This is a genomic window from Serratia sp. CY56464, from assembly GCF_052168435.1.
Taxonomy (GTDB): domain Bacteria; phylum Pseudomonadota; class Gammaproteobacteria; order Enterobacterales; family Enterobacteriaceae; genus Serratia; species Serratia marcescens.
On record NZ_JBJNMV010000001.1, the window covers coordinates 2,046,724 to 2,067,490 of the forward strand.

At 62.4% G+C, this 20,767-nt stretch carries 21 protein-coding genes and 1 other annotated feature; of the genes, 13 read left to right on the top strand and 8 right to left on the bottom strand.

Annotated elements, in window-relative coordinates; all coding sequences use genetic code 11:
• Window positions 1-2: 2 nt before the first annotated feature.
• Window positions 3-1,103 carry a PQQ-dependent sugar dehydrogenase gene (locus ACJ8KE_RS09965; RefSeq protein ID WP_305179052.1) on the bottom strand — a complete coding sequence of 367 codons (1,101 nt, stop codon included), beginning with the start codon at window positions 1,101-1,103 and terminating at the stop codon, window positions 3-5.
• Window positions 1,104-1,234: 131 nt separating this feature from the next.
• Here ACJ8KE_RS09965 and ACJ8KE_RS09970 point away from each other — a divergent pair, with 131 nt between their 5' ends.
• The gene (locus ACJ8KE_RS09970) at window positions 1,235-1,654 is read left to right on the top strand and encodes a GNAT family N-acetyltransferase (RefSeq protein WP_016928392.1); all 420 of its coding nucleotides are present in this window, start codon (window positions 1,235-1,237) and stop codon (window positions 1,652-1,654) included.
• Window positions 1,655-1,665: 11 nt separating this feature from the next.
• Window positions 1,666-2,649, top strand: coding sequence for a magnesium and cobalt transport protein CorA (locus ACJ8KE_RS09975; RefSeq protein WP_015377262.1), 984 nt, complete (start codon window positions 1,666-1,668; stop codon window positions 2,647-2,649).
• Window positions 2,650-2,723: 74 nt separating this feature from the next.
• On the opposite strand, the gene ACJ8KE_RS09980 is transcribed toward ACJ8KE_RS09975, so the two are convergent.
• The 4 genes from ACJ8KE_RS09980 to speB all read right to left on the bottom strand — a co-directional run bounded on the left by ACJ8KE_RS09980 (window position 2,724) and on the right by speB (window position 7,372).
• Window positions 2,724-3,536 (bottom strand): nitrilase-related carbon-nitrogen hydrolase, encoded by an 813-nt coding sequence (locus ACJ8KE_RS09980; protein WP_016928394.1) that lies wholly within the window; start codon window positions 3,534-3,536, stop codon window positions 2,724-2,726.
• Window positions 3,533-4,960: a purine-cytosine permease family protein gene (locus ACJ8KE_RS09985; protein ID WP_116403723.1), complete on the bottom strand. Its 1,428-nt coding sequence runs from the start codon at window positions 4,958-4,960 to the stop codon at window positions 3,533-3,535. The genes ACJ8KE_RS09980 and ACJ8KE_RS09985 overlap by 4 nt, the downstream gene beginning before the upstream one ends.
• A gap of 16 nt (window positions 4,961-4,976) precedes the next feature.
• A complete protein-coding gene (locus tag ACJ8KE_RS09990; protein ID WP_049299808.1) occupies window positions 4,977-6,362 on the bottom strand; it encodes a sodium:solute symporter in 1,386 nt (461 codons plus the stop codon).
• 77 nt (window positions 6,363-6,439) lie between these two features.
• On the bottom strand, window positions 6,440-7,372 hold the full coding sequence (gene speB / locus ACJ8KE_RS09995) for an agmatinase (protein WP_197754643.1): 933 nt from the start codon (window positions 7,370-7,372) through the stop codon (window positions 6,440-6,442).
• Window positions 7,373-7,621: 249 nt separating this feature from the next.
• Between speB and ACJ8KE_RS10000 the strand changes: the two genes are divergently transcribed.
• The gene (locus ACJ8KE_RS10000; protein ID WP_016928398.1) at window positions 7,622-8,527 is read left to right on the top strand and encodes a LysR family transcriptional regulator; all 906 of its coding nucleotides are present in this window, start codon (window positions 7,622-7,624) and stop codon (window positions 8,525-8,527) included.
• Here the strand turns inward: ACJ8KE_RS10000 and ACJ8KE_RS10005 are convergent.
• Window positions 8,518-9,708 carry an MFS transporter gene (locus ACJ8KE_RS10005; protein WP_028127964.1) on the bottom strand — a complete coding sequence of 397 codons (1,191 nt, stop codon included), beginning with the start codon at window positions 9,706-9,708 and terminating at the stop codon, window positions 8,518-8,520. The two genes, ACJ8KE_RS10000 and ACJ8KE_RS10005, sit on opposite strands and share 10 nt — an antisense overlap.
• Before the next feature lie 137 nt (window positions 9,709-9,845).
• On the opposite strand from ACJ8KE_RS10005, the gene ACJ8KE_RS10010 reads away from it, so the two are divergent.
• On the top strand, window positions 9,846-10,730 hold the full coding sequence (locus tag ACJ8KE_RS10010) for a LysR family transcriptional regulator (protein ID WP_016928400.1): 885 nt from the start codon (window positions 9,846-9,848) through the stop codon (window positions 10,728-10,730).
• 15 nt (window positions 10,731-10,745) lie between these two features.
• On the opposite strand, the gene ACJ8KE_RS10015 is transcribed toward ACJ8KE_RS10010, so the two are convergent.
• A complete protein-coding gene (locus ACJ8KE_RS10015; RefSeq protein WP_016928401.1) occupies window positions 10,746-11,570 on the bottom strand; it encodes an SDR family oxidoreductase in 825 nt (274 codons plus the stop codon).
• A gap of 229 nt (window positions 11,571-11,799) precedes the next feature.
• On the opposite strand from ACJ8KE_RS10015, the gene hisL reads away from it, so the two are divergent.
• The 9 genes from hisL (at window position 11,800) to hisIE (ending at window position 19,086) form a co-directional block, all read left to right on the top strand.
• A complete protein-coding gene (hisL, locus tag ACJ8KE_RS10020; RefSeq protein WP_100396937.1) occupies window positions 11,800-11,847 on the top strand; it encodes a his operon leader peptide in 48 nt (15 codons plus the stop codon).
• Window positions 11,823-11,949, top strand: a sequence feature (His leader region). (Overlaps the previous gene by 25 nt.)
• A gap of 71 nt (window positions 11,950-12,020) precedes the next feature.
• Window positions 12,021-12,920: an ATP phosphoribosyltransferase gene (gene hisG / locus ACJ8KE_RS10025; protein ID WP_004938793.1), complete on the top strand. Its 900-nt coding sequence runs from the start codon at window positions 12,021-12,023 to the stop codon at window positions 12,918-12,920.
• A gap of 4 nt (window positions 12,921-12,924) precedes the next feature.
• Complete coding sequence (hisD, locus tag ACJ8KE_RS10030; protein WP_033640853.1) at window positions 12,925-14,232, top strand: histidinol dehydrogenase; 1,308 nt, start codon at window positions 12,925-12,927, stop codon at window positions 14,230-14,232.
• A complete protein-coding gene (gene hisC, locus ACJ8KE_RS10035; protein ID WP_033640854.1) occupies window positions 14,229-15,317 on the top strand; it encodes a histidinol-phosphate transaminase in 1,089 nt (362 codons plus the stop codon). The genes hisD and hisC overlap by 4 nt, the downstream gene beginning before the upstream one ends.
• On the top strand, window positions 15,314-16,381 hold the full coding sequence (hisB, locus tag ACJ8KE_RS10040) for a bifunctional histidinol-phosphatase/imidazoleglycerol-phosphate dehydratase HisB (protein ID WP_016928404.1): 1,068 nt from the start codon (window positions 15,314-15,316) through the stop codon (window positions 16,379-16,381). Before hisC ends, hisB begins: the two co-directional genes overlap by 4 nt.
• Complete coding sequence (gene hisH, locus ACJ8KE_RS10045; protein WP_004938803.1) at window positions 16,381-16,971, top strand: imidazole glycerol phosphate synthase subunit HisH; 591 nt, start codon at window positions 16,381-16,383, stop codon at window positions 16,969-16,971. Before hisB ends, hisH begins: the two co-directional genes overlap by 1 nt.
• A gap of 5 nt (window positions 16,972-16,976) precedes the next feature.
• Entirely contained in the window at window positions 16,977-17,714 is a 738-nt protein-coding gene (gene hisA, locus ACJ8KE_RS10050) for a 1-(5-phosphoribosyl)-5-[(5-phosphoribosylamino)methylideneamino]imidazole-4-carboxamide isomerase (protein ID WP_016928405.1), read from the top strand.
• Window positions 17,696-18,472 carry an imidazole glycerol phosphate synthase subunit HisF gene (gene hisF, locus ACJ8KE_RS10055; protein ID WP_016928406.1) on the top strand — a complete coding sequence of 259 codons (777 nt, stop codon included), beginning with the start codon at window positions 17,696-17,698 and terminating at the stop codon, window positions 18,470-18,472. Before hisA ends, hisF begins: the two co-directional genes overlap by 19 nt.
• Window positions 18,466-19,086, top strand: coding sequence for a bifunctional phosphoribosyl-AMP cyclohydrolase/phosphoribosyl-ATP diphosphatase HisIE (gene hisIE, locus ACJ8KE_RS10060; protein ID WP_049299812.1), 621 nt, complete (start codon window positions 18,466-18,468; stop codon window positions 19,084-19,086). The genes hisF and hisIE overlap by 7 nt, the downstream gene beginning before the upstream one ends.
• A gap of 74 nt (window positions 19,087-19,160) precedes the next feature.
• Here the strand turns inward: hisIE and gndA are convergent, their stop codons facing one another.
• The gene (gene gndA, locus ACJ8KE_RS10065) at window positions 19,161-20,567 is read right to left on the bottom strand and encodes an NADP-dependent phosphogluconate dehydrogenase (protein ID WP_004938815.1); all 1,407 of its coding nucleotides are present in this window, start codon (window positions 20,565-20,567) and stop codon (window positions 19,161-19,163) included.
• Window positions 20,568-20,767: the final 200 nt, after the last annotated feature.

Sequence of the window (20,767 nt, forward strand, 5' to 3'; positions counted from 1 at the left end):
CGTTACGACGCCCCGACCTTCAGCAGCTTGCCGTCCCGTTCGTCCGTCAGCAGATACAAATAGCCATCCGGCCCGCTGCGCACCTCGCGGATGCGTTCGCCGCGATCGCCCAGCAGCCGTTCTTCCGCCACCACTTTGTCACCCTCCAGCGTCAGGCGAATCAGTGCCTTTTGCGCCAGCGCGCCGATGAACAGCGAGTGACGCCAGGCGGGGAAACGCTGCCCGTCATAGAACGCCATGCCGCTGAGGCCGGGCGAAACCCGCCAATAGTGCAGCGGTTGTTCGGTGCCGGGCACCCGCTCCCCTTTGGCCTCCGGGATCGGCTGGCCGGAATAGTTGATGCCGTAGGTGGCCAGCGGCCAGCCGTAGTTTTTACCCGGCAGCGGGATATTGAGCTCATCGCCGCCGCGCGGGCCGTGCTCGTGTTCCCAGATCGCGCCGCTCCACGGGTTCAACGCCAGCCCTTGCGGATTGCGGTGGCCATAAGACCAGACCTCCGGGCGTTTACCTGCCTGGCTGACCCAGGGATTATCCGGTGGTATCGCGCCCTCGGCGGTCAGCCGCACCAGCTTGCCCTGCAGCTTGTCGGTCTCCTGCGCCGTCGGCCGCTGGTTGTTTTCGCCCAGCGCGATAAACAGGTAGCCCTGCCGATCGAACGCCAGCTTGCCGCCAAAGTGATTGCCGACCGACAGCTTGGGCTGCTGACGGAAGATCACCTTAAAGTTTTCCAGCCGCGCGCCGTCGTCACTCAGGCGGCCATAGCCGACCGCCGTGCCGGCTTTGCCGCCCTCGCCCGATTCGGCGAAGCTCAGGTACACCCGGCGGCTGGCGGCGAAGTCGGGCGCCGGCAACACCTCCAGCAGGCCGCCCTGTCCTTCGGCGTAGACCTGCGGCACGCCGGCGATCGGCGGCGACAGGCCTTTGCCTTGCTGCCACAGCCGCAGCCGGCCGGGCCGTTCGGTGATAAGCAGGCCTTGTTCCGCCGGCAAGAAGGCCAGCGACCACGGGTGTTCCAGGCCGTCCTGCAATTGGCTGACCGTCGGCGCGGCGTGCAGCAGGCCGCTGCACAGCAGCAAACCGGCCAGCAGAGTCAATCGGGGCATGGCGTCCTCCTGAAGATGAAATGACCCGTTTAGTGTAGCCCAGCCCATCGGAATGGGTGTTTACATTACATTTCAACGGGTTGCCTTTTAGCCGCAGTGTGCTTAAGTTAATCCATAACCCAGGAGGAAAAATGGACATTACCGTTACCGACGCGATTGACGAACATACCCTCGATGCGATCAGGCAAGGCCTGCGCGCTTACAACCTGCCGCATATCGACGCCAGCCACCGCAAGCCGCTCAGCGTCTATGCGCGCGACGAAGCCGGCACGGTGATCGGCGGCCTGACCGCCGAAACCTGGGGCAACTGGCTGAGCGTCGAGTGGCTGTGGGTGGCGGATACCCAGCGCGGCAGCGGCCTCGGCGGCCGGCTGATGCGCGCCGCCGAGCACGAGGCGCAGGCGCGCGGCTGCCGCTACGCCCGTCTCGACACCTTCAGCTTCCAGGCGCGGCCGTTCTACGAAAAGCTCGGCTATCAGTTGCAAATGACGCTGAAAGAGTATCCGGTGGAACACGAGTGCTATTTTCTTACCAAAACCCTGACTGATTGATGGATGGACAGATGGACAGCAAAAGCATGGTGGTGAACTGTGTGGCGTACAAAGCCGGCCAACGGCTGGGCGAAGTGACCATCGACGATATCAGCGAGGTGGTCAAACAGCCGGACACCTTCGTCTGGCTGGGGTTGCGACAGCCGGAGCCGGCGTTTATGCGCAAGGTGCAGGAGGAGTTCGGCCTGCACGATTTGGCGATCGAAGACGCGCTGTGCGCGCACCAGCGGCCGAAGCTGGAGACCTACGGCGACTCGCTGTTCATCGTGGTGAAAACCGCGCAGTGGGGCGAGCACGACGAAATCGAATACGGCGAAACCCACTTCTTCGTCGGCAAAAACTTTCTGGTGACGGTGCGCCACGGCGCCTCGCCCAGTTACGCGCCGATCCGCGCCAAAGCGGAAGAGAACCACAAGCAGATGTGCCGCGGGCCGGGCTTCGCCCTCTATTCGGTGTTGGACTTCGTGGTGGATAACTACCGCAGCGTGGTGACGCGCTTCGAGAGCACCATCGAGAACATCGAAGCCAACATGTTCCAGTCGGAGTTCGATCAGGCGGCGATCGAGAACGTCTATACCCTGCGCCGCCACCTGCTGGCGCTGCGCAACGCCGCGCTGCCGATGGATGAAATCTGCAACCAGCTGATTCGCCTGCACGAAGAGGTGATCCCGAAAGAGCTGCGCGCCTACGTGCGCGACGTGCAGGATCACGCGCATCAGGTGGTCAGCAACATCGACGACATGCGCGAAATGCTGACCAACGCCATGCACGTCAACCTGGCGCTGGTGACGGTCAAACAAAACGAAGTGGTGAAACGGCTGGCGGGTTGGGGGGCGATTTTGGCTATCCCGACGGTGATCTTCAGCCTGTACGGCATGAACTTCGCCGACATGCCGGAGTTGAAATTCCCGTGGGCCTATCACGCCACGCTGGGGGCGACCGCCGTCGGCTGTATTTTCCTGTATCAGAAGTTGAAGAAGTCAGGCTGGCTGTAAGCGCCAAAACGGCGGATTTTCCCGCCGGAGAAACGATCGGCGGGGCAGCCGGATCCGCCGACCGCCCCGCCGCTTCAATACAGCATCGGCCGCCGATCGCGATGCACGTGATTGTGGCGGCCGATGTGTTTGTCATCGGCCGCGCCGATATCCATCGATGCCAGCACCATGCCTTCGCCTGTCAGGCTCTGCGTCAACGGATAGCCATCGGCGTCGACGATCACCGATCCGCCGATCCACGCAACGCCGCGTTCCGTTTCGCAACGATCGCACACCGCGATGAACAGCCGATTGACGGCGGCGTTGGCCTGCGCCTTCACCATCTCCGCCGGCCGTTCGCCCTGCGGGCGCGGCGCCAGCGGCCAGTTGACCGGTGCGCACAGCAGCTGAGCGCCGGCCAGCGCCGGCAGCCGCACCCATTCGGGGAATTCAAGATCGTAGCAGATCATCACCGCCAACCGACCAAAGCGCGTCTCGACGACCGGCGGCGGCCGATCGCCGGGGGTAAAGATCGTGCTCTCCTCATGCCACAGGTGGGCCTTGCGGTAAATCGCCCTCACGCCCTGCGCATCGATCAACGCCGCGCTGTTGGCCACCCCGCCATCGGGCAGCCGCTCGCAGAAACCGGCGACGATCGCCACATCCAACTCGCGCGCCAGGGTCCCCCACAGGCTGAGGCTAGGCCCGTCCTCGGCTTCGGCCAACGCCAGCGCCTCCGCCTTATCGCGCAGCACGTAGCCGCTGTTCACCAACTCCGGCAACACGATGACGTTGGCGCCGCGCTGCGCCGCCCGGCGGATAGCCTGGGCGGACAGCGCCCGATTGTGATCCGCTTCCCCTACCCGCAACGCTAACTGGCAGCATGCGACGCTGATTTTTTCCTTCACTCCTGTTCTCCTTCCAATAACCCCTCGCAGCGCAACACCACCCGCCGTTCGGCTTCGAGATCGAGCTTCCGGCACATTACGACATAAACGCTCCCGGCCACCAGCAGGCCGATCAGAAAAGCGATATCCGCGCCGCCCAGTAAAACAGCAAAGGGGCCAGTGTAAAAGCCCAACGTCATGAACGGCACCATCGCCAGCAGGCCGATCGCGTAGGCCGTCAGACCGGAGCCGCCCCATCGGCCGTAGATCCCCGCCGGGTTGAAGATTTCACCAATCGCGTAATGCCCGCCGCGCACCACGTAAAAGTCCATCAGGTTCACCGCCGTCCAGGGCACCAGGAAATACAGCATCAGCAGCACGAAGGTATTGAAGCTGGCGAGATAGCTCGCCGGGATGGCCAACGCCACCGCAAACACCGTCAGAGCGACGACGCCAATGCCGGTCATGCGTAATTTCAACGTCGGCGTCACTTTACGGAACGCGTCAATCGCGCTGAGGCTGGTCAGCATCGCGCCATAACAGTTGACCGCCATGATACCGACCAGCGAGGGCACGGCGATCAGCACGGCCAACGTGCCAAACCCAGGATAGACGGCATTCCCCACCGCCTGTACGCTGCCGATCGCATCGGGGGCCGGTAAGGCTGAGGCCAGAAACGCCCCCAGCGACATCAGCCAAAGCGCCGATCCGGCCGCCCCCAGATAAGTCCAAAAGATCACGTTGGCAGACGGCGTTTCATGCGGCAAATAGCGCGAATAGTCGGAGACGTACACCGCGTAGCTGATTTGATAGCCGGCGGCGGCCGACAGCTGAATCAAAAAGGCCGCCCACGAGAAATTCCCGGCGCCGACAACGGCGTCCATCCGCAGCGACAACACGGCGCCGACCGTCAGCACACCGAACACCGCCATCATCACATAGGTCAGCCAGCGCTGCACCGCATGCAGCATATCGTGGCCGACGATCGCCAACAGCACGGCCACCGCGATCAGCAACGCATACCAAGGCAGACGGTGCCCCGGCAACACCGTGTTGATCGCATCGGTCGCGAGAATAACGTTGAACACGTTGAAACCGATGTAAACAAACACCACGGCGGCAAAGGGAACGATGGCGCCACGCAGGCCGAATTGGGCCCGCGACTGGATCATCTGTGGCAGCCCCATGCGCGGCCCCTGATTGGCATGACACGCCATGAAGAACGTGCCGAACCCCACGCCGACGGCAAGGGCCAGCATCGAATAAAGCGCGCCCAACCCCAACGCCGGGCCGGTGAAACCGACCACCATCGTCGTCAAAACGAAATTACCGGTGAACCAAAACGGCGCCTGATGCCAAACCTTGCCATGCCGCTCGTGACGGGGCACATAGTCTATCGAGCGCACTTCAATTTTTGGGCGTGGCGCCACATTGCGATTGTTCATGTCCCACCTCGTCTTTTCAACGCTCGGTTTGCGGCTGCAGCTGCGCTGCCGGGCGGCTCAGCAGGCTGCCCAGCACGAAGGCGACGCCGCCGCCCAGCAGACCGCCGTAGATCGGGCTGTTGGCGTCGATGCCGTGCCAGATCATCAGCCCCACCACGCACAGGCTGCCGGTCAGCATGCTGGCGATGGCGCCGGCGCTGGTGGCGCGCGGCCAGAAGATAGCCCCCACCAACGGGATCAGCATGCCGCCCACCAACAGGTTGTAAGCCAGCGTTAGCGCCGCCAACACGTCGCGCACCACAAACGCCAGCCCCAGCATGACCGCGCCCATGAAAAGCGTGGTGAAGCGCCCGGCGGCCAGCCCGCCGGAAGGTTTACGGCGGATGGCCGGCAACACGTCCTCCAGCGCGATGGTGGAAGACGCCAGCAGGCAGGCGCTGGCGGTGGACATCAGCGCCGCCAGGGCCGCGGCGGCCACCAGCCCGCTGACGCCGACCGGCAACACCGCCTGCGCGATGGCTGCGAAGGCGCCGTCGGTGTTGCTGAGCGACGGCAGCACGATCTTGCCGGCCATGCCGATCAGCGCGCCCGTCACGCCGTACAGCACGCAATAGACGCCCGCCCCCAGCCCGGCGAAGCGCGCCACATTGGCGCTACGGGCGGTGAACACCCGCTGCCAGATGTCCTGACCGATCAAAATGCCGAAGAAGTAAATCAGGAAGAACACCAGAATGGTATCCAGCCCGATCGACGACAGTTGGTAGTAACCGGCGGGCAGCAGGCTGGTGAACGCCTCCCAGCCGCCGGCCTTGACGATGCTCATCGGCATCAGCACCAGCATCATGCCGACGGTCATGATGATGAACTGAATGATGTCGGTCAGCGTCAGCGACCACATGCCCCCCAGCGTCGAATACAGCACCACCAGCCCGCCGCCGAGCAGGATAGACGCGCTGAACGACAGGCCGAACATCACCTGCATCACGCTGCCGATGGCGATGATCGAGGTCACCGCCACCATCAGGTCATACGCCAGCATGATCGCGCCGCTGGTGACCCGCGCCGCCGGGTGATAGCGCCGCGACAGCACCTGGCTGACGGTATACAGCTTCAGTTTGAGCAGCGGTTTGGCCAGCACCAGACTCAGCACCACAATGCCCAGCCCGAGCGCGCCGCACAGCCAGACGCCGGAGATGCCGTAGGTGTAGCCGAGCTTGACACTGCCGATGGTCGACGCGCCGCCGAGCACCACCGCCGACAGCGTGCCCAGATACAGCCCCGGCCCCAGGTTGCGCCCGGCCACCAGATACGCCTCTTTGGAGTTGGCGCGGCGAATGCCCATCCACCCCACCGCGCCTATCACCAGAAAGTAAAACACCACGACCAGCAGATCGAGATTCATGGGTACCTCCACTCCGTAGTTATTGTTATCAGGGGCCCCGACGCAACCGCTCCGCCGGTAGAGTCAGTGCGCCGGCCTCAACGGGCCGGCAGCACGCACAACATTTCAAACAACAGGTTGGCGGCCAGCAGCGCGGTGTTGCCGGAGCGATCGTAAGGTGGCGACACTTCCACCACGTCGCCGCCGACCAGGTTCAACCCACGGCAGCCGCGCACGATCTCCAGACCTTGCCAAACCGACAGCCCGCCGACCTCCGGCGTGCCGGTGCCCGGCGCGAAGGCCGGATCCAGCCCGTCGATATCGAAACTGAGATAAACCGGCGCTTCGCCCATCTGCTCGCGGATCTCCGCCATCAGCGGCGTCAGCGACCGGTGCCAGCAGGCCTCGGCCGGCACCACACGAAAGCCCTGGCGGCGTGACCAGTCGAAGTCGTCCGCCGCATAGCCACTGCCGCGCAGGCCAATCTGCACCACCTTTTCCGGCGCCAGCAGCCCCTCCTCAAACGCGCGGCGGAAAGTGGTGCCGTGCGCCAGTTGTTCGCCGAACATCTCCTCGTTGGTATCGGAATGCGCATCGACGTGGATCAGCCCGACCGGACCATGACGACGGGCAATGGCGCGCAGCACCGGCAGCGTCAGGGTGTGATCGCCGCCGAGCGTCAACGGCGTGCAACCGTGCGCCAGGATCTCGTGGTAAGCCGCCTCGATGCGCCGTACGCTGTCCGCCAGGCTGTAGGGGTTGATGGCGACATCCCCCAGATCGGCCACCTGCAGCCGTTCGAACGGCGCAGAGCCGGTGCCCATGTTGTAGGGGCGGATCATCACCGATTCCTGGCGGATCTGGCGCGGGCCATAGCGAGTGCCGCTGCGGTTGGAGGTGCCGATATCGAGTGGAACGCCGACGAAGGCGGCGTCCAGACCGCGCGCCTGTTCGGCCGCGGGCAGGCGCATCATGGTGGGGAGGCCGGCAAAGCGCGGCATATCGTTACCGCTTTGGGGTTGGTTCAGCATGGCGTTTCCTTGTCTTTATCTGCGATGGATTGAAACATTTGAGCAACATTCGCAGGCTACCCCGTTGGCCACCTCGGCTACCATTCCCGCTTTTGCATGTAAACATCGAAAAACGCGATGCAACTAACTTATTGAAGTATTGATTTTTATTTAAAATTCATGCCATAAGGAAGGCCATATCTTCAGCGCCGCACCTATTTCTTCGATGTTAAAAATGGGTTAACCGGCCGACGTTCTGCGGAGGGGGCGATGCTCACCAACCTAAGCGATATCGATCTGAAACTGCTGCGGGTGTTCGTCGCAGTGGCGGAAGCCCAGGGCGTCAGCGCCGCGCAGGAAGCGCTGCTGATGAACCAATCCACCATCAGCACCCATCTGGCCTCGTTGGAAACCCGGCTGGGTTTTCGCCTGTGTCAGCGCGGGCGCTCCGGCTTCCGGCTGACGCCCAAGGGCGAACGCATGCTGATCGCCTGCCGCTCGCTGTTCAACGCCGCCCGCGACTTCACCCGGGTCAGCCAGTCGCTGAACGGCCTGCTGACCGGCGATCTGCAAATCGGTCTGGTGGATAACCTGGTTTCGCTGCCGGGCAATCCGTTCAGCCAGGCCATCAAACACTTCCAGCGCCGACATCAGGACGTGCAATTGCAGTGCCGCATCTGTTCGCCGAACGAGATTGAGCAAGGGCTGCTGCACCGGCAGCTCGATCTGGGCATCGGCTACTTCGGCCAACAGCTGGAAGCGTTGCGTTATCAGCCGTGGCTGGAGGAGACGCAGGCGATCTATTGCAGTGAGGATCACCCGCTGTTCGCGGTGGAAGAACCGGAGCGCGAGCAGATTGAAAACGCGCGCTGGGTCAAGCGCGGCTACCTGCTGGCGCAGCAGCTGTGCCCGATCGCGCCGCCTCACTTGGCGGCGGTGGCTCACCATATGGAAAGCGTCGCCCATCTGGTGCTGAGCGGCACCTGTCTTGGCTATCTGCCCACCCACTACGCGGCGCGCTGGGTGGAACAGGGGCTGCTGCGGCAGTTGGGCGGCGCAGCGCTCTCTTACCGCGCCACGCTCAGCCTGGTCAGCCGCCCCGTCCAGCCCGACGAGGCGTTGAACGCGCTGCTGGAGGATTTGGCGCGCGCCGCACGCCCATCACCTCATCGCTGAGAGGCCAGCGCCCGATTCATGGCAAACAGCGTGCCGGTTAAAGACAGGACGAGGAACCCGATGATGGCCCAGGCGAAAGAGGCCGTCCCGCCCCTGTCGAGCACCATGCCGCCGACCGCGCCACCGGCGGCCACGGCGGTATTCCAGCCCGTCGTATACATGGACTGCGCCACGTCGGCCGCGCGGCCGGAAAGCCGTGACAATGCCGTCTGCGTGAGGGTGGCGAAACCGCCGAAAGCCACGCCCCACAATGCGACGGAGAGATAGACAATCGGGGCCGCCCGTCCCCCACTCCCCAGCAGCACGGCGGCGAAGGAAAAGATAACGATACTCGTCACCGTAAGAGATTGGACTCGCCGATCGACCAGCATCCCGGCAATGCCTAATCCGGCAATCGCGCCCAGCCCGAAGATAAACAGAACGATATCGACCCGCTCGGATAACCCCGACGGCTTGAGGAAAGGCTCCAGGTAGATATACAGAATGTTGTGGGCAACGATGAAGGTGAACACCACGAACAGCACGGCGCGGATCCCGCACTGCAAGAAGACGCCGCTCAGAGACGGGCGATGCGCCTTAGCCTGGCCGGGGAAATCCGGCACAATGGCGATGATCCACGCCACGAGCGCGAGCGCCATCAACGTCATCAGGCCAAAGGCGCCCTGCCAACCGATGGCTCGACCAAGCAACGTGCCAAGCGGTACGCCGAGCACCAACGCCAGGGTGGCGCCGGCGCCGGAGATCGCAATAGCGCGGCCGCCAAGATGAGCCGGTGACATGCGCACGGCGTAACCGGCCAGCAAAGACCAAACGATGCCGCCGAAAACGCCGGCGAAGAAACGCGTCGCCAATGAGACATGGTAATCATGCGACAGCGCCGTGACGAGGTTGACGATGGCAAAACCGCAGATCGCGCTCAACAGCAAGGGGCGGCGCCGCATGCCTTGCGTTAATGCGGTCAGCGGAATGGCGGCGACCAACGCGCCCACCGCATAGGCGGTGATGAATTGCCCCGCCAGGCTTTCAGACACGTTCAAATCGCCCGCGATCGAAGAAAGCACACCCGCCGGCATGATCTCGGTCAGCAGCGTGATGAAAGCGGCCATCGCCAATGCCAGTAAGCCCCCCAGCGGCAACCGCTCGATGCTCCCGGCAGGCGCAGATATCGTCGTTTGATTCATCAATCACTCCCCATTCAAAGATGTTTCCGCCCATCGCGGATGACGGTTGCATCATGCTGCCCACTCGCCGATAAAAGAAAAATAGGCTAAAGTGAACAACACTCATGACTCATAAGTCATCAATAGAATGGAAGCCTATGGAAAGCTTGGGTTCTCTCGACGTTTTCGTCCGGGTCAGTGAAAGCCGCAGTTTCACGGCGGCCGGGCAACAGTTGGGGATCTCCGCCTCGGCGGTCAGCAAAACCATCGCCCGGCTGGAGGAACGGCTCAGCGTGCGCCTGTTTCACCGTTCCACCCGCACGGTCAACCTGACGCCGGAAGGGGCCTTGTTCCTAGAAAGGTGTCGGCGCATTTTGAGTGAGGTGAAAGAGGCGGAAGCCGAGCTGTTGCAAACGCGGGGAACGCCTCAGGGCAAGCTGCGCATCAGCCTCCCGTCGCTGGGCACGCTCTTCATGCCAAAATTGGGAGACTTCAAGCGCCGCTATCCTGAGATCGAGCTGGATATTGATTATTCGGATCGGCTGGTTGACGTGATTGAGGAAGGTTTCGATGCCGTTATCCGCAGCGGAACCCCGAGTGACTCACGGCTGGTTGCCCGCCGGCTGGGTACCTGCCGCAAGGTTTTCGTTGGCGCGCCGGGTTATTTCAGCAAAGCGGGTATGCCGCGCAAGCCAGAGGATCTGACAAGCCATGCCCGTTTGCATTATCGCTTTCCCAGCACCGGCAAACTGGATATCTGGCCGCTGGGGGACAAGACGGAGATGCTCCCCGAACGGCCAGCCAGCATGGTGACAAATACCCTCGATCCGCAGGTGTGCTTCGCGGAACAAGGGCTGGGCATTGCTTATTTGCCGGAGATCGCCGTGCGCAGACAGCTGGAACAGGGCAGCCTGGTGACGGTTTTGGATGAATACCACCGCGAGAACATGGTCTTTCATGTCCTCTGGCCGTCGGGCCGCCACCTGTCAGTCAAAATCAGGCTGTTCGTCGACTTTGTGACGAGCCATCTGTTCCCGCTTTAAACGACATATACCGTCTTAACTGACCGGCATGCGCGCCGGATCGGGATGCTGGTACTCGAAACCCAGCTCGTTGCAGATGCGGTTGCCGTCCACCAGTCGCTCATCCTGCTCCGCCTCGTCGGCGAACTGCGGAGGCTCCAGGTGCAATTGCTCGGCCAGCGCCGGATAAAATTCGCGTTTGGCCGGATGACGCGGCGCGCACAGGTTGTACACGTGGCCCCCCTTCGGCAGCTTCAGCAACAGTTGGATGGCGGCGATGACGTCGTCCTGGTGCACCAGATTTACCCCCTGCGAACCGCCCTTCACGTCGAGTTTTCCCGCCAGGAAGCGGCCGGGGTGACGATCGGCGCCCACCAGCCCCGCCAGGCGCAGAATGTCCACCGAGGTATTCGGCAATTCATGCAGCCAACGTTCGAGCTCGGCCAACACCCGGCCCGACGGCGAGACCGGCCGCAGCGGCGACTCTTCGCGCAGCGTGCCGGCGGTTTCGCCGTACACCGAGGTGGAACTGGTGAAGATCACCCGCGGCACGCCAAAGGCCATCGCGCTGTCCACCAGCATGCGCACCGCATTGAAATAGTTTTCGCTGCCTTCGACGGTGCGGCGAGCGGGCAGTGTCACCACCAGCGCATCCACGCGCAGCAGCGATTCCAGATCGTCCGGATCGCACACCAGCTCCGGCGTCAGCTCCAGTTGGTAACATTCGATGCCGCTCATGCGCGCGGCCTCGACGCCGTCCGGCGTGGTTTTGCTGCCGACCACGTCATACCCGCGCCCCATCAGCGACAGCGCCAACGGCATGCCCAGCCAACCCAAACCAATAATGGCTACCTTTTTCATCCTCTTCCTCTCCTGAAGATCGCAGCGCCCTACCCCTAAGGCTACGCCACTGCGCACGGCGATACAATCTGCCCGGCTTAAGGTCAGGTAAAGCCGTCTGTGGCTAATAACCTAACCTGTTTCAATAAATTAAATTTATGAAGTTAAAAAAGGGTTGCGCGGTGGACAGCGGATAGTTTAGCTTAATTGGCATACGGTTTTTACCGGCTTTTGATTAGAGAAAAACACCATGACACGCGTTCAGTTCAACCACCATCATCACCATCACCCTGACTAGTCTTTCAGGCGATGAGTGCTGGAAGACGGTTTGTTAATCTTCCAGTGGCGCGCAGAACGCAAGAGAGAGCCCTCGGAAGATTTCTTCCGAGGGTTTTTTTTTGGCTCCGGACAGACAGAAAAGAATAGTTTTTACAATAAATTCATAAAATTACAGATTAAACAGAGGTTACCATGCTGGACAAGACACGTTTACGGATCGCAATGCAGAAGTCGGGCCGCCTGAGCGATGAATCCCAGGAACTGCTGGCGCGCTGCGGCATCAAGATCAACCTGCAGCAACAGCGTCTGATCGCCTTCGCGGAAAACATGCCGATCGATATCCTGCGCGTGCGCGACGACGATATTCCGGGCCTGGTGATGGACGGCGTGGTCGATCTCGGCATCATCGGCGAAAACGTGCTGGAAGAAGAGCTGCTCAGCCGCCGCGCCCAGGGCGAAGACCCGCGTTACTTCACCCTGCGCCGCCTCGATTTCGGCGGCTGCCGCCTGTCGCTGGCCACCCCGCTCGACGCCGAATACACCGGCCCGCAAAGCCTGCAGGACGCCCGCATCGCCACCTCTTACCCGCACCTGCTGAAGCAATACCTCGACAAGCAGGGCGTGCGCTTCAAATCTTGCCTGCTGAACGGCTCGGTGGAAGTGGCGCCGCGCGCCGGCCTGGCCGACGCCATCTGCGATCTGGTCTCTACCGGCGCCACGCTGGAGGCCAACGGCCTGCGCGAAGTGGAGGTGATCTACCGCTCCAAGGCCTGCCTGATCCAGCGCGACGGCGAAATGCCGGAAGCCAAACAGCAGCTGATCGATCGCCTGATGACCCGCATTCAGGGCGTGATCCAGGCGCGTGAATCCAAATACATCATGCTGCACGCGCCGAGCGAGAAACTGGACGAGATCGTCGCGCTGCTGCCGGGCGCCGAGCGCCCGACCATTCTGCCGCTGGCCGGCGCGCAGAACCGTGTGGCGATGCACATGGTGAGCAGCGAAACCCTGTTCTGGGAAACCATGGAAAAACTGAAAGCGCTCGGCGCCAGCTCGATTCTGGTGCTGCCGATTGAAAAGATGATGGAGTAACGCCATGTCGACCTTCAACACGCCGATCGATTGGGCGACCAGTAGCGCCGAACGCCAGACCGAGCTGCTGATGCGCCCGGCAATCGCCGCCTCCGACAGCATCACCCGCACGGTGAGCGAAATCCTCGACAACGTGAAGGCCAACGGCGATCGGGCGCTGCGCGACTACAGCGCCCGTTTCGACAAGGCGGAAGTCTCGGCGCTGCGCGTCAGCGCCGAGCAGATCGCCGCCGCCGCCGCGCGGTTGGGCGACGACATCAAACAGGCGATGGCGGTTGCCGTCGCCAACGTGGAAACCTTCCACAACGCGCAGCGACTGCCGCCGGTGGACGTCGAAACGCAACCGGGCGTGCGCTGCCAACAGGTGACCCGCCCTATCGACTCGGTGGGTCTGTATATTCCCGGCGGATCGGCGCCGCTGTTCTCCACCGTGCTGATGCTGGCGACGCCGGCGCGCATCGCCGGCTGCCGCCGGGTGGTGCTGTGCTCGCCGCCGCCGATCGCCGATGAGATTCTGTATGCGGCGCAGCTGTGCGGCGTGCAGGAAGTGTTTCAGGTCGGGGGCGCGCAGGCGATCGCCGCCCTGGCGTTCGGCACCGAGAGCGTGCCGCGCGTGGCGAAGATCTTCGGGCCGGGCAACGCCTTCGTGACCGAAGCCAAGCGGCAGGTCAGCCAGCGCCTCGACGGCGCGGCCATCGACATGCCTGCCGGCCCTTCGGAGGTGCTGGTGATCGCCGACGCCGGCGCCACCCCGGCATTCGTCGCTTCCGATCTGCTGTCGCAGGCCGAACACGGCCCGGATTCGCAGGTGATCCTGCTGACGCCGGACGCGGCGATGGCGCAGGCGGTGGCCGACGCGGTGGAAAGCCAGCTGGCCGAGCTGCCGCGTGCCGAGACCGCCCGTCAGGCGCTGGCGAGCAGCCGCCTGATCGTAGCGCGCGATCTGTCCGAGTGCGTGGCGATCAGCAACCGCTACGGCCCGGAGCACCTGATCATTCAGACCCGCAATGCGCGTGAACTGGTGGACGGCATCACCAGCGCCGGTTCGGTGTTCCTCGGCGACTGGTCGCCGGAGTCCGCCGGCGATTACGCCTCCGGCACCAACCACGTGCTGCCGACCTACGGCTACACCGCCACCTGCTCCAGCCTGGGGCTGGCCGATTTTCAAAAACGCATGACGGTGCAGGAACTGACGCCGCAGGGCTTCAGCAACCTGGCCGCCACCATCGAGACGCTGGCTGCCGCCGAGCAGTTGATCGCCCACAAGAATGCCGTGACCCTGCGCGTCGCCGCCCTGAAGGAGCAAGCATGAGCATCGAAAAACTGGCGCGCGCCAACGTTCGCGAGCTGACCCCTTATCAATCGGCGCGCCGCCTCGGTGGCAAGGGCGACGTGTGGTTGAACGCCAACGAATACCCGATCGCGCCCGAGTTCCAGCTGACCGCGCAAACCTTCAACCGCTATCCGGAATGCCAGCCGGCGCAGGTGATCGAACGCTACGCCGCCTACGCCGGGGTGAAGAAAGAGCAGGTGCTGGTCAGCCGCGGCGCCGATGAAGGCATCGAGCTGCTGATCCGCGCCTTCTGCGAGCCGGGCAAAGACGCCATTCTGTTCTGCCCGCCGACCTACGGCATGTACGCCGTCAGCGCCGAAACCTTCGGCGTGGAGCGCCGCACCGTGGCCGCCAAAGAAGACTGGCAGCTGGATCTGCCGGCCATCGCGGACAGCCTGGACAACGTAAAGCTGATCTACGTCTGCAGCCCGAACAACCCAACCGGCAACCTGATCGATCCGGACGATCTACGCAGCCTGCTGGAGCTGGCCAAAGGCAAGGCGATCGTCGCGGTGGACGAAGCCTATATCGAGTTTTGCCCGCAGGCTTCGGTGGCCGGCTGGCTGAGTGACTATCCGCACCTGGCTATTCTGCGCACGCTGTCGAAGGCCTTTGCGCTGGCCGGCCTGCGCTGCGGCTTTACGCTCGCCAATGAAGATCTGATTGCCCTGCTGCTGAAGGTGATCGCGCCTTACCCGCTCTCGACGCCGGTGGCGGATATCGCCGCGCAGGCGCTGAGCGAGGAAGGTATCCGCACCATGCGCCAGCGCGTCACCGACATCGCAGCCACCCGCAGCTGGCTGCAGCAACAGCTGGAGAAATGCGCCTGCGTCGAGCAGGTTTTCGCCAGCGACAGCAATTACCTGCTGGCCCGCTTCACCGCCTCAAGTAATGTGTTTAAAAGCTTGTGGGATCAGGGCATTATCTTACGAGACCAAAACAAACAGCCCGGGTTGTCCGGCTGCCTGCGCATCACCATAGGCACCCGCGACGAATGTCAACGCGTGGTGGACGCCTTGTCCGCCCTGCCCGGCGCCAACCAGACTCGCCAGGAGCCAATGTGAGCCAAAAAATCCTCTTTATCGATCGTGACGGCACGCTGATCGCCGAGCCACCGGAAGATTTCCAGGTTGACCGCCTGGACAAGCTGGCGCTCGAGCCAGACGTGATCCCTTCCCTACTGGCGCTGCAACAGGCGGGGTATCAGCTGGTGATGATCACCAATCAGGATGGGCTCGGCACCGCCAGTTTCCCGCAGGAAACCTTCGATCCGCCGCACAACCTGATGATGCAGATCCTCAGTTCCCAGGGCATTCAGTTCACCGATGTGCTGATCTGCCCGCACCTGCCGGCGGACAACTGCGACTGCCGCAAGCCGAAAACCGCGCTGGTGAAGGGCTACCTGGAACCCGGCGTGCTCGATACCGCACACAGCTACGTGATCGGCGATCGGCCGACCGATGTGCAGCTGGCGGAAAATATGGGCATCCAGGGGCTGCGTTACCAGCGCGGCGTGCTGGGCTGGAAAGAGATCGTGCGCCAGCTGACCCTGCGTGACCGTCACGCGCGGGTTAACCGCGTGACCAAAGAGACGCAGATCGACGTCAACGTGTGGCTGGATCGCGAAGGCGGCAGCAAGATCAAAACCGGCGTCGGCTTCTTCGACCACATGCTGGATCAGATCGCCACCCACGGCGGCTTCCGCATGGAGATCGACGTCAAAGGCGACCTGTATATCGACGATCACCACACGGTGGAAGACACCGGCCTGGCGCTGGGTGAAGCGCTGAACAAGGCATTGGGCGACAAGCGCGGCATCGCCCGCTTCGGCTTCGTGTTACCGATGGACGAATGCCTGGCGCGCTGCGCGCTGGATATCTCCGGCCGCCCGCACCTGGAGTACAAAGCCGAATTCAACTATCAGCGCGTCGGCGATCTCAGCACCGAAATGGTCGAGCACTTCTTCCGTTCGCTGTCTTACACCATGGGCTGCACGCTGCACCTGAAGACCAAGGGCAAAAACGACCACCACCGGGTCGAGAGCCTGTTCAAAGTGTTTGGCCGCACGCTGCGCCAGGCGATCCGCGTCGAGGGCAATACCCTGCCGAGTTCGAAAGGAGTGCTGTGATGAACGTGGTGATTTTGGATACCGGCTGCGCCAACCTGGCCTCCGTCACCTACGCGGTGCGGCGCCTGGGTTATCAGCCGGAGGTGAGCCGCGATCCGGAGATCGTGCTGCGCGCCGACAAGCTGTTCCTGCCAGGCGTCGGCACCGCGCAGGCGGCGATGGATCAGCTGCGCGAGCGCGATTTGATCGAACTGATCAGGGCCTGCACGCAGCCGGTGCTGGGCATTTGCCTCGGCATGCAGCTGCTGGCGGCCAGCAGCGAAGAGAACGGCGGTGTGACCACGCTCGGCCTCATCGATACGCCGGTGAAGCAGATGACCGACTTCGGCCTGCCGCTGCCGCACATGGGCTGGAACCAGGTGTCCGCGCAGGCGGGCCACCATCTGTTCCGCGGCATCGATGACGGCGCCTACTTCTATTTCGTACACAGCTATGCGATGCCGATATGCCCCAGCACCATCGCCCAGGCGAACTACGGCGAGCCCTTCACCGCCGCCGTGCAAAAAGACAATTTCTTCGGCGTGCAGTTTCATCCAGAACGATCTGGAGCGGCCGGCGCGCAACTGTTGAAAAACTTTCTGGAGATGTAGGCAGCATGATTATTCCGGCTTTGGATTTGATCGACGGCAACGTGGTGCGTTTGCATCAGGGCGATTACGGCCAGCAGCGCGACTACGGCAACGATCCGCTGCTGCGTCTGCAGGACTATCAACAACAGGGCGCGCAGGTGCTGCATCTGGTCGATCTGACCGGCGCCAAGGATCCGGCGGCGCGCCAGATCCCGCTGCTGCGCAAGCTGCTGGCGGGGGTTGACGTGCCGGTGCAGGTCGGCGGCGGCATCCGCAACGAGCAAGACGTCAGCGCCCTGCTGGAGGCCGGTGCCACGCGCGTGGTGATCGGCTCCACCGCGGTGAAACAGCCGCAGTTGGTGCAGAGCTGGTTCGAGCGCTACGGCGCCGACGCGCTGGTGCTGGCGCTGGACGTGCGCATCGACGCACAGGGCGTAAAACGCGTGGCCATCAGCGGCTGGCAGGAAGATTCCGACGCCACGCTGGAACAGGTGGTGGAGCAGTTCCTGCCCTACGGGCTCAAGCACGTGCTGTGCACCGATATTTCGCGCGACGGCACGCTGGCCGGTTCCAACGTGGCGCTGTATCAGGCGATCAGCCGCCGTTATCCGCAGGTGGCCTTCCAGGCCTCGGGCGGCATCGGCAATCTGGACGACATCGCCCAGCTGCGCGGCAGCGGCGTTGCCGGCGTGATCGTGGGGCGCGCCCTGCTGGAAGGTAAATTTAGCGTTGAGGAGGCGATCGCATGCTGGCAAAACGGATAATCCCGTGCCTGGATGTTAAAGACGGGCAAGTGGTGAAAGGCGTGCAGTTCCGCAACCACGAAATCATCGGCGACATCGTGCCGCTGGCGCAGCGCTATGCGCAAGAAGGCGCGGACGAGCTGGTGTTTTACGATATCACCGCCTCGAGCGATGGCCGGGTGGTGGACAAAAGCTGGGTGTCGCGCGTGGCGGAGGTGATTGATATTCCGTTCTGCGTCGCCGGCGGCATTAAAAGCGCCGAGGACGCCAGCCAGATCCTGTCTTTCGGCGCCGACAAGATTTCGATCAACTCGCCGGCGCTGGCCGATCCTGAGCTGATTAGCCGCCTGGCTGAACGCTTTGGCGTGCAGTGCATCGTGGTGGGCATCGACACCTGGTTCGACAGTGAAACCGGCAAGTATCATGTCAACCAATATACCGGCGACGAGAGCCGCACCCGAATCACCCAGTGGGAAACCCTCGACTGGGTACAGGAAGTGCAGCGCCGCGGCGCCGGTGAGATCGTGCTGAACATGATGAACCAGGACGGCGTGCGCAACGGTTACGATCTGCAGCAGCTGCGCCGGGTGCGCGAGGCCTGCAAGGTGCCGCTGATCGCCTCCGGCGGCGCGGGCACCATGGCGCACTTCCTGGAAGCGTTCCGCGATGCGGACGTCGACGGTGCGCTGGCGGCATCGGTGTTCCACAAACAAATCATCAATATCGGCGAACTGAAAAGGTTCCTGGTCGAACAAGGCGTGGAGATTCGCGTGTGCTGACAGAACAACAGAGAAACCAGCTGGACTGGGAAAAAACCGACGGCCTGATGCCGGCCATCGTGCAGCACGCCGTTTCCGGCGAAGTGCTGATGCTGGGTTACATGACGCCGGAAGCGCTGGCGACCACCGAGCAAAGCGGCAACGTCACCTTCTTCTCGCGCACCAAGCAGCGCCTGTGGACCAAGGGTGAAAGCTCCGGCCACTTCCTCAAGGTGGTCAGCATCACGCCGGACTGCGATAACGACACGCTGCTGATATTGGCCACCCCGATCGGCCCGACCTGCCACCTCGGCAACAGCAGCTGCTTCCACCCGGCCGCCAGCGACTGGACGTTCCTCTATCAGTTGGAACAGCTGTTGGCGGAGCGCAAGCACGCCAGCCCGGACAGCTCGTACACCGCCAGCCTGTACGCCAGCGGCACCAAGCGCATCGCGCAGAAGGTCGGGGAGGAAGGCGTGGAAACCGCGCTGGCCGCCACGGTCAACGATCGCGAAGAGCTGACCAACGAAGCTTCGGACCTGATCTATCACCTGCTGGTGCTGCTGCAGGACCAGGATTTGGATATGAGCGCGGTGATCGGCCGGCTGCGCGAAAGGCATCAGAAAAAAGCGTGACGTTAAATCACGCGCAATAAAAAAGCCGCCGGGCGTTAACCTCGGCGGCTTTTTTTATCGCTCAACGGGCGGGATTATTCCATCCATTCGGTATGGAACACGCCTTCCTTGTCGATACGTTTATAGGTGTGCGCACCGAAGTAGTCGCGCTGCGCCTGGATCAGGTTCGCCGGCAGCACCGCAGAACGGTAGCTGTCGTAGTAGGCGATCGCGGCGGAGAAGGTTGGCGTAGGAATGCCGTTCTGCACGGCGTAAGCCACCACGTCACGCAGCGCCTGCTGGTACTCGTCGGCGATTTGCTTGAAGTATGGCGCCAGCAGCAGGTTGGCGATATCGGCGTCCGCCGCGTAAGCGTCGGTGATCTTCTGCAGGAACTGGGCGCGGATGATGCAGCCGGCGCGGAAGATCTTGGCGATTTCGCCGTAGTGCAGATCCCAGTTGTTTTCTTTAGACGCGGCTTTCAGCTGAGAGAAGCCCTGCGCGTAGGACACGATCTTGCCCAGATACAGCGCGCGACGCACTTTCTCGATGAATTCAGCTTTGTCGCCGGTGAACGGCGCCACTTTCGGGCCGGTCAGCACTTTAGACGCGGCAACGCGCTGATCTTTCAGCGAGGACAGGTAGCGCGCGAACACCGATTCGGTGATCAGCGACAGCGGTTCGCCCAGATCCAGCGAGCTCTGGCTGGTCCACTTGCCGGTGCCTTTGTTGGCAGCTTCGTCCAGGATCACATCGACCAGGTATTTACCCTCTTCGTCTTTCTTGGTGAAGATGTCTTTGGTGATGTCGATCAGGTAGCTGTTCAGTTCGCCCTTGTTCCACTCGGCGAAGGTTTCGGCCAGCTGCTCGTTGCTCAGATTCAGCGCCTGTTTCAGCAGAGAATAGGCTTCGGCAATCAGCTGCATGTCGCCGTATTCGATGCCGTTGTGCACCATCTTCACATAGTGGCCGGCACCGTCTGCGCCAATGTAGGTCACGCAAGGCTCGCCTTCCGCAACCGCAGCGATTTTCTCCAGGATCGGCGCCACCAGCTCGTAAGCTTCTTTCTGGCCGCCAGGCATGATGGAAGGCCCTTTCAGCGCGCCCTCTTCACCGCCGGAAACGCCGGTACCGATGAAATTGAAGCCCTGGTCGGACAGTTCGCGGTTACGGCGGATGGTGTCCTGATAGTAGGTGTTGCCGCCGTCGATCAAGATATCGCCCTTGTCCAGGTGCGGAGTCAGCGAGGCAATGGTTTTATCCGTTGCTTCGCCCGCTTTCACCATCAGCAGGATGCGGCGCGGTTTTTCCAGCGATTCGACAAACTCTTCAACGGTGTAATACGGCGCCAGGTTTTTGCCCGGGTTCTCAGCGATCACTTCGTCAGTTTTGTCGCCAGAACGGTTGAAAATGGAAACGGTGTAACCACGGCTCTCGATGTTCAGCGCGAGGTTGCGGCCCATTACCGCCATGCCGACAACGCCGATTTGTTGCTTGGACATTTAGGAACTCCTGTCTGAGGATGACCCTGCAGGCAACGTCGGCCAGCAGGTTTTGTGATGTGGCACACATGTTAACTCAGGATTGCCTCGTGTGGGTAGTGATTGGTGCGATAGACGGTTGACAAAGAATGCTGCTAAAACAGTCAAGCACAGCGACTGAAGTCACTAAAAAAATGCAGGAAGATTGCGTGTTAAAGGTG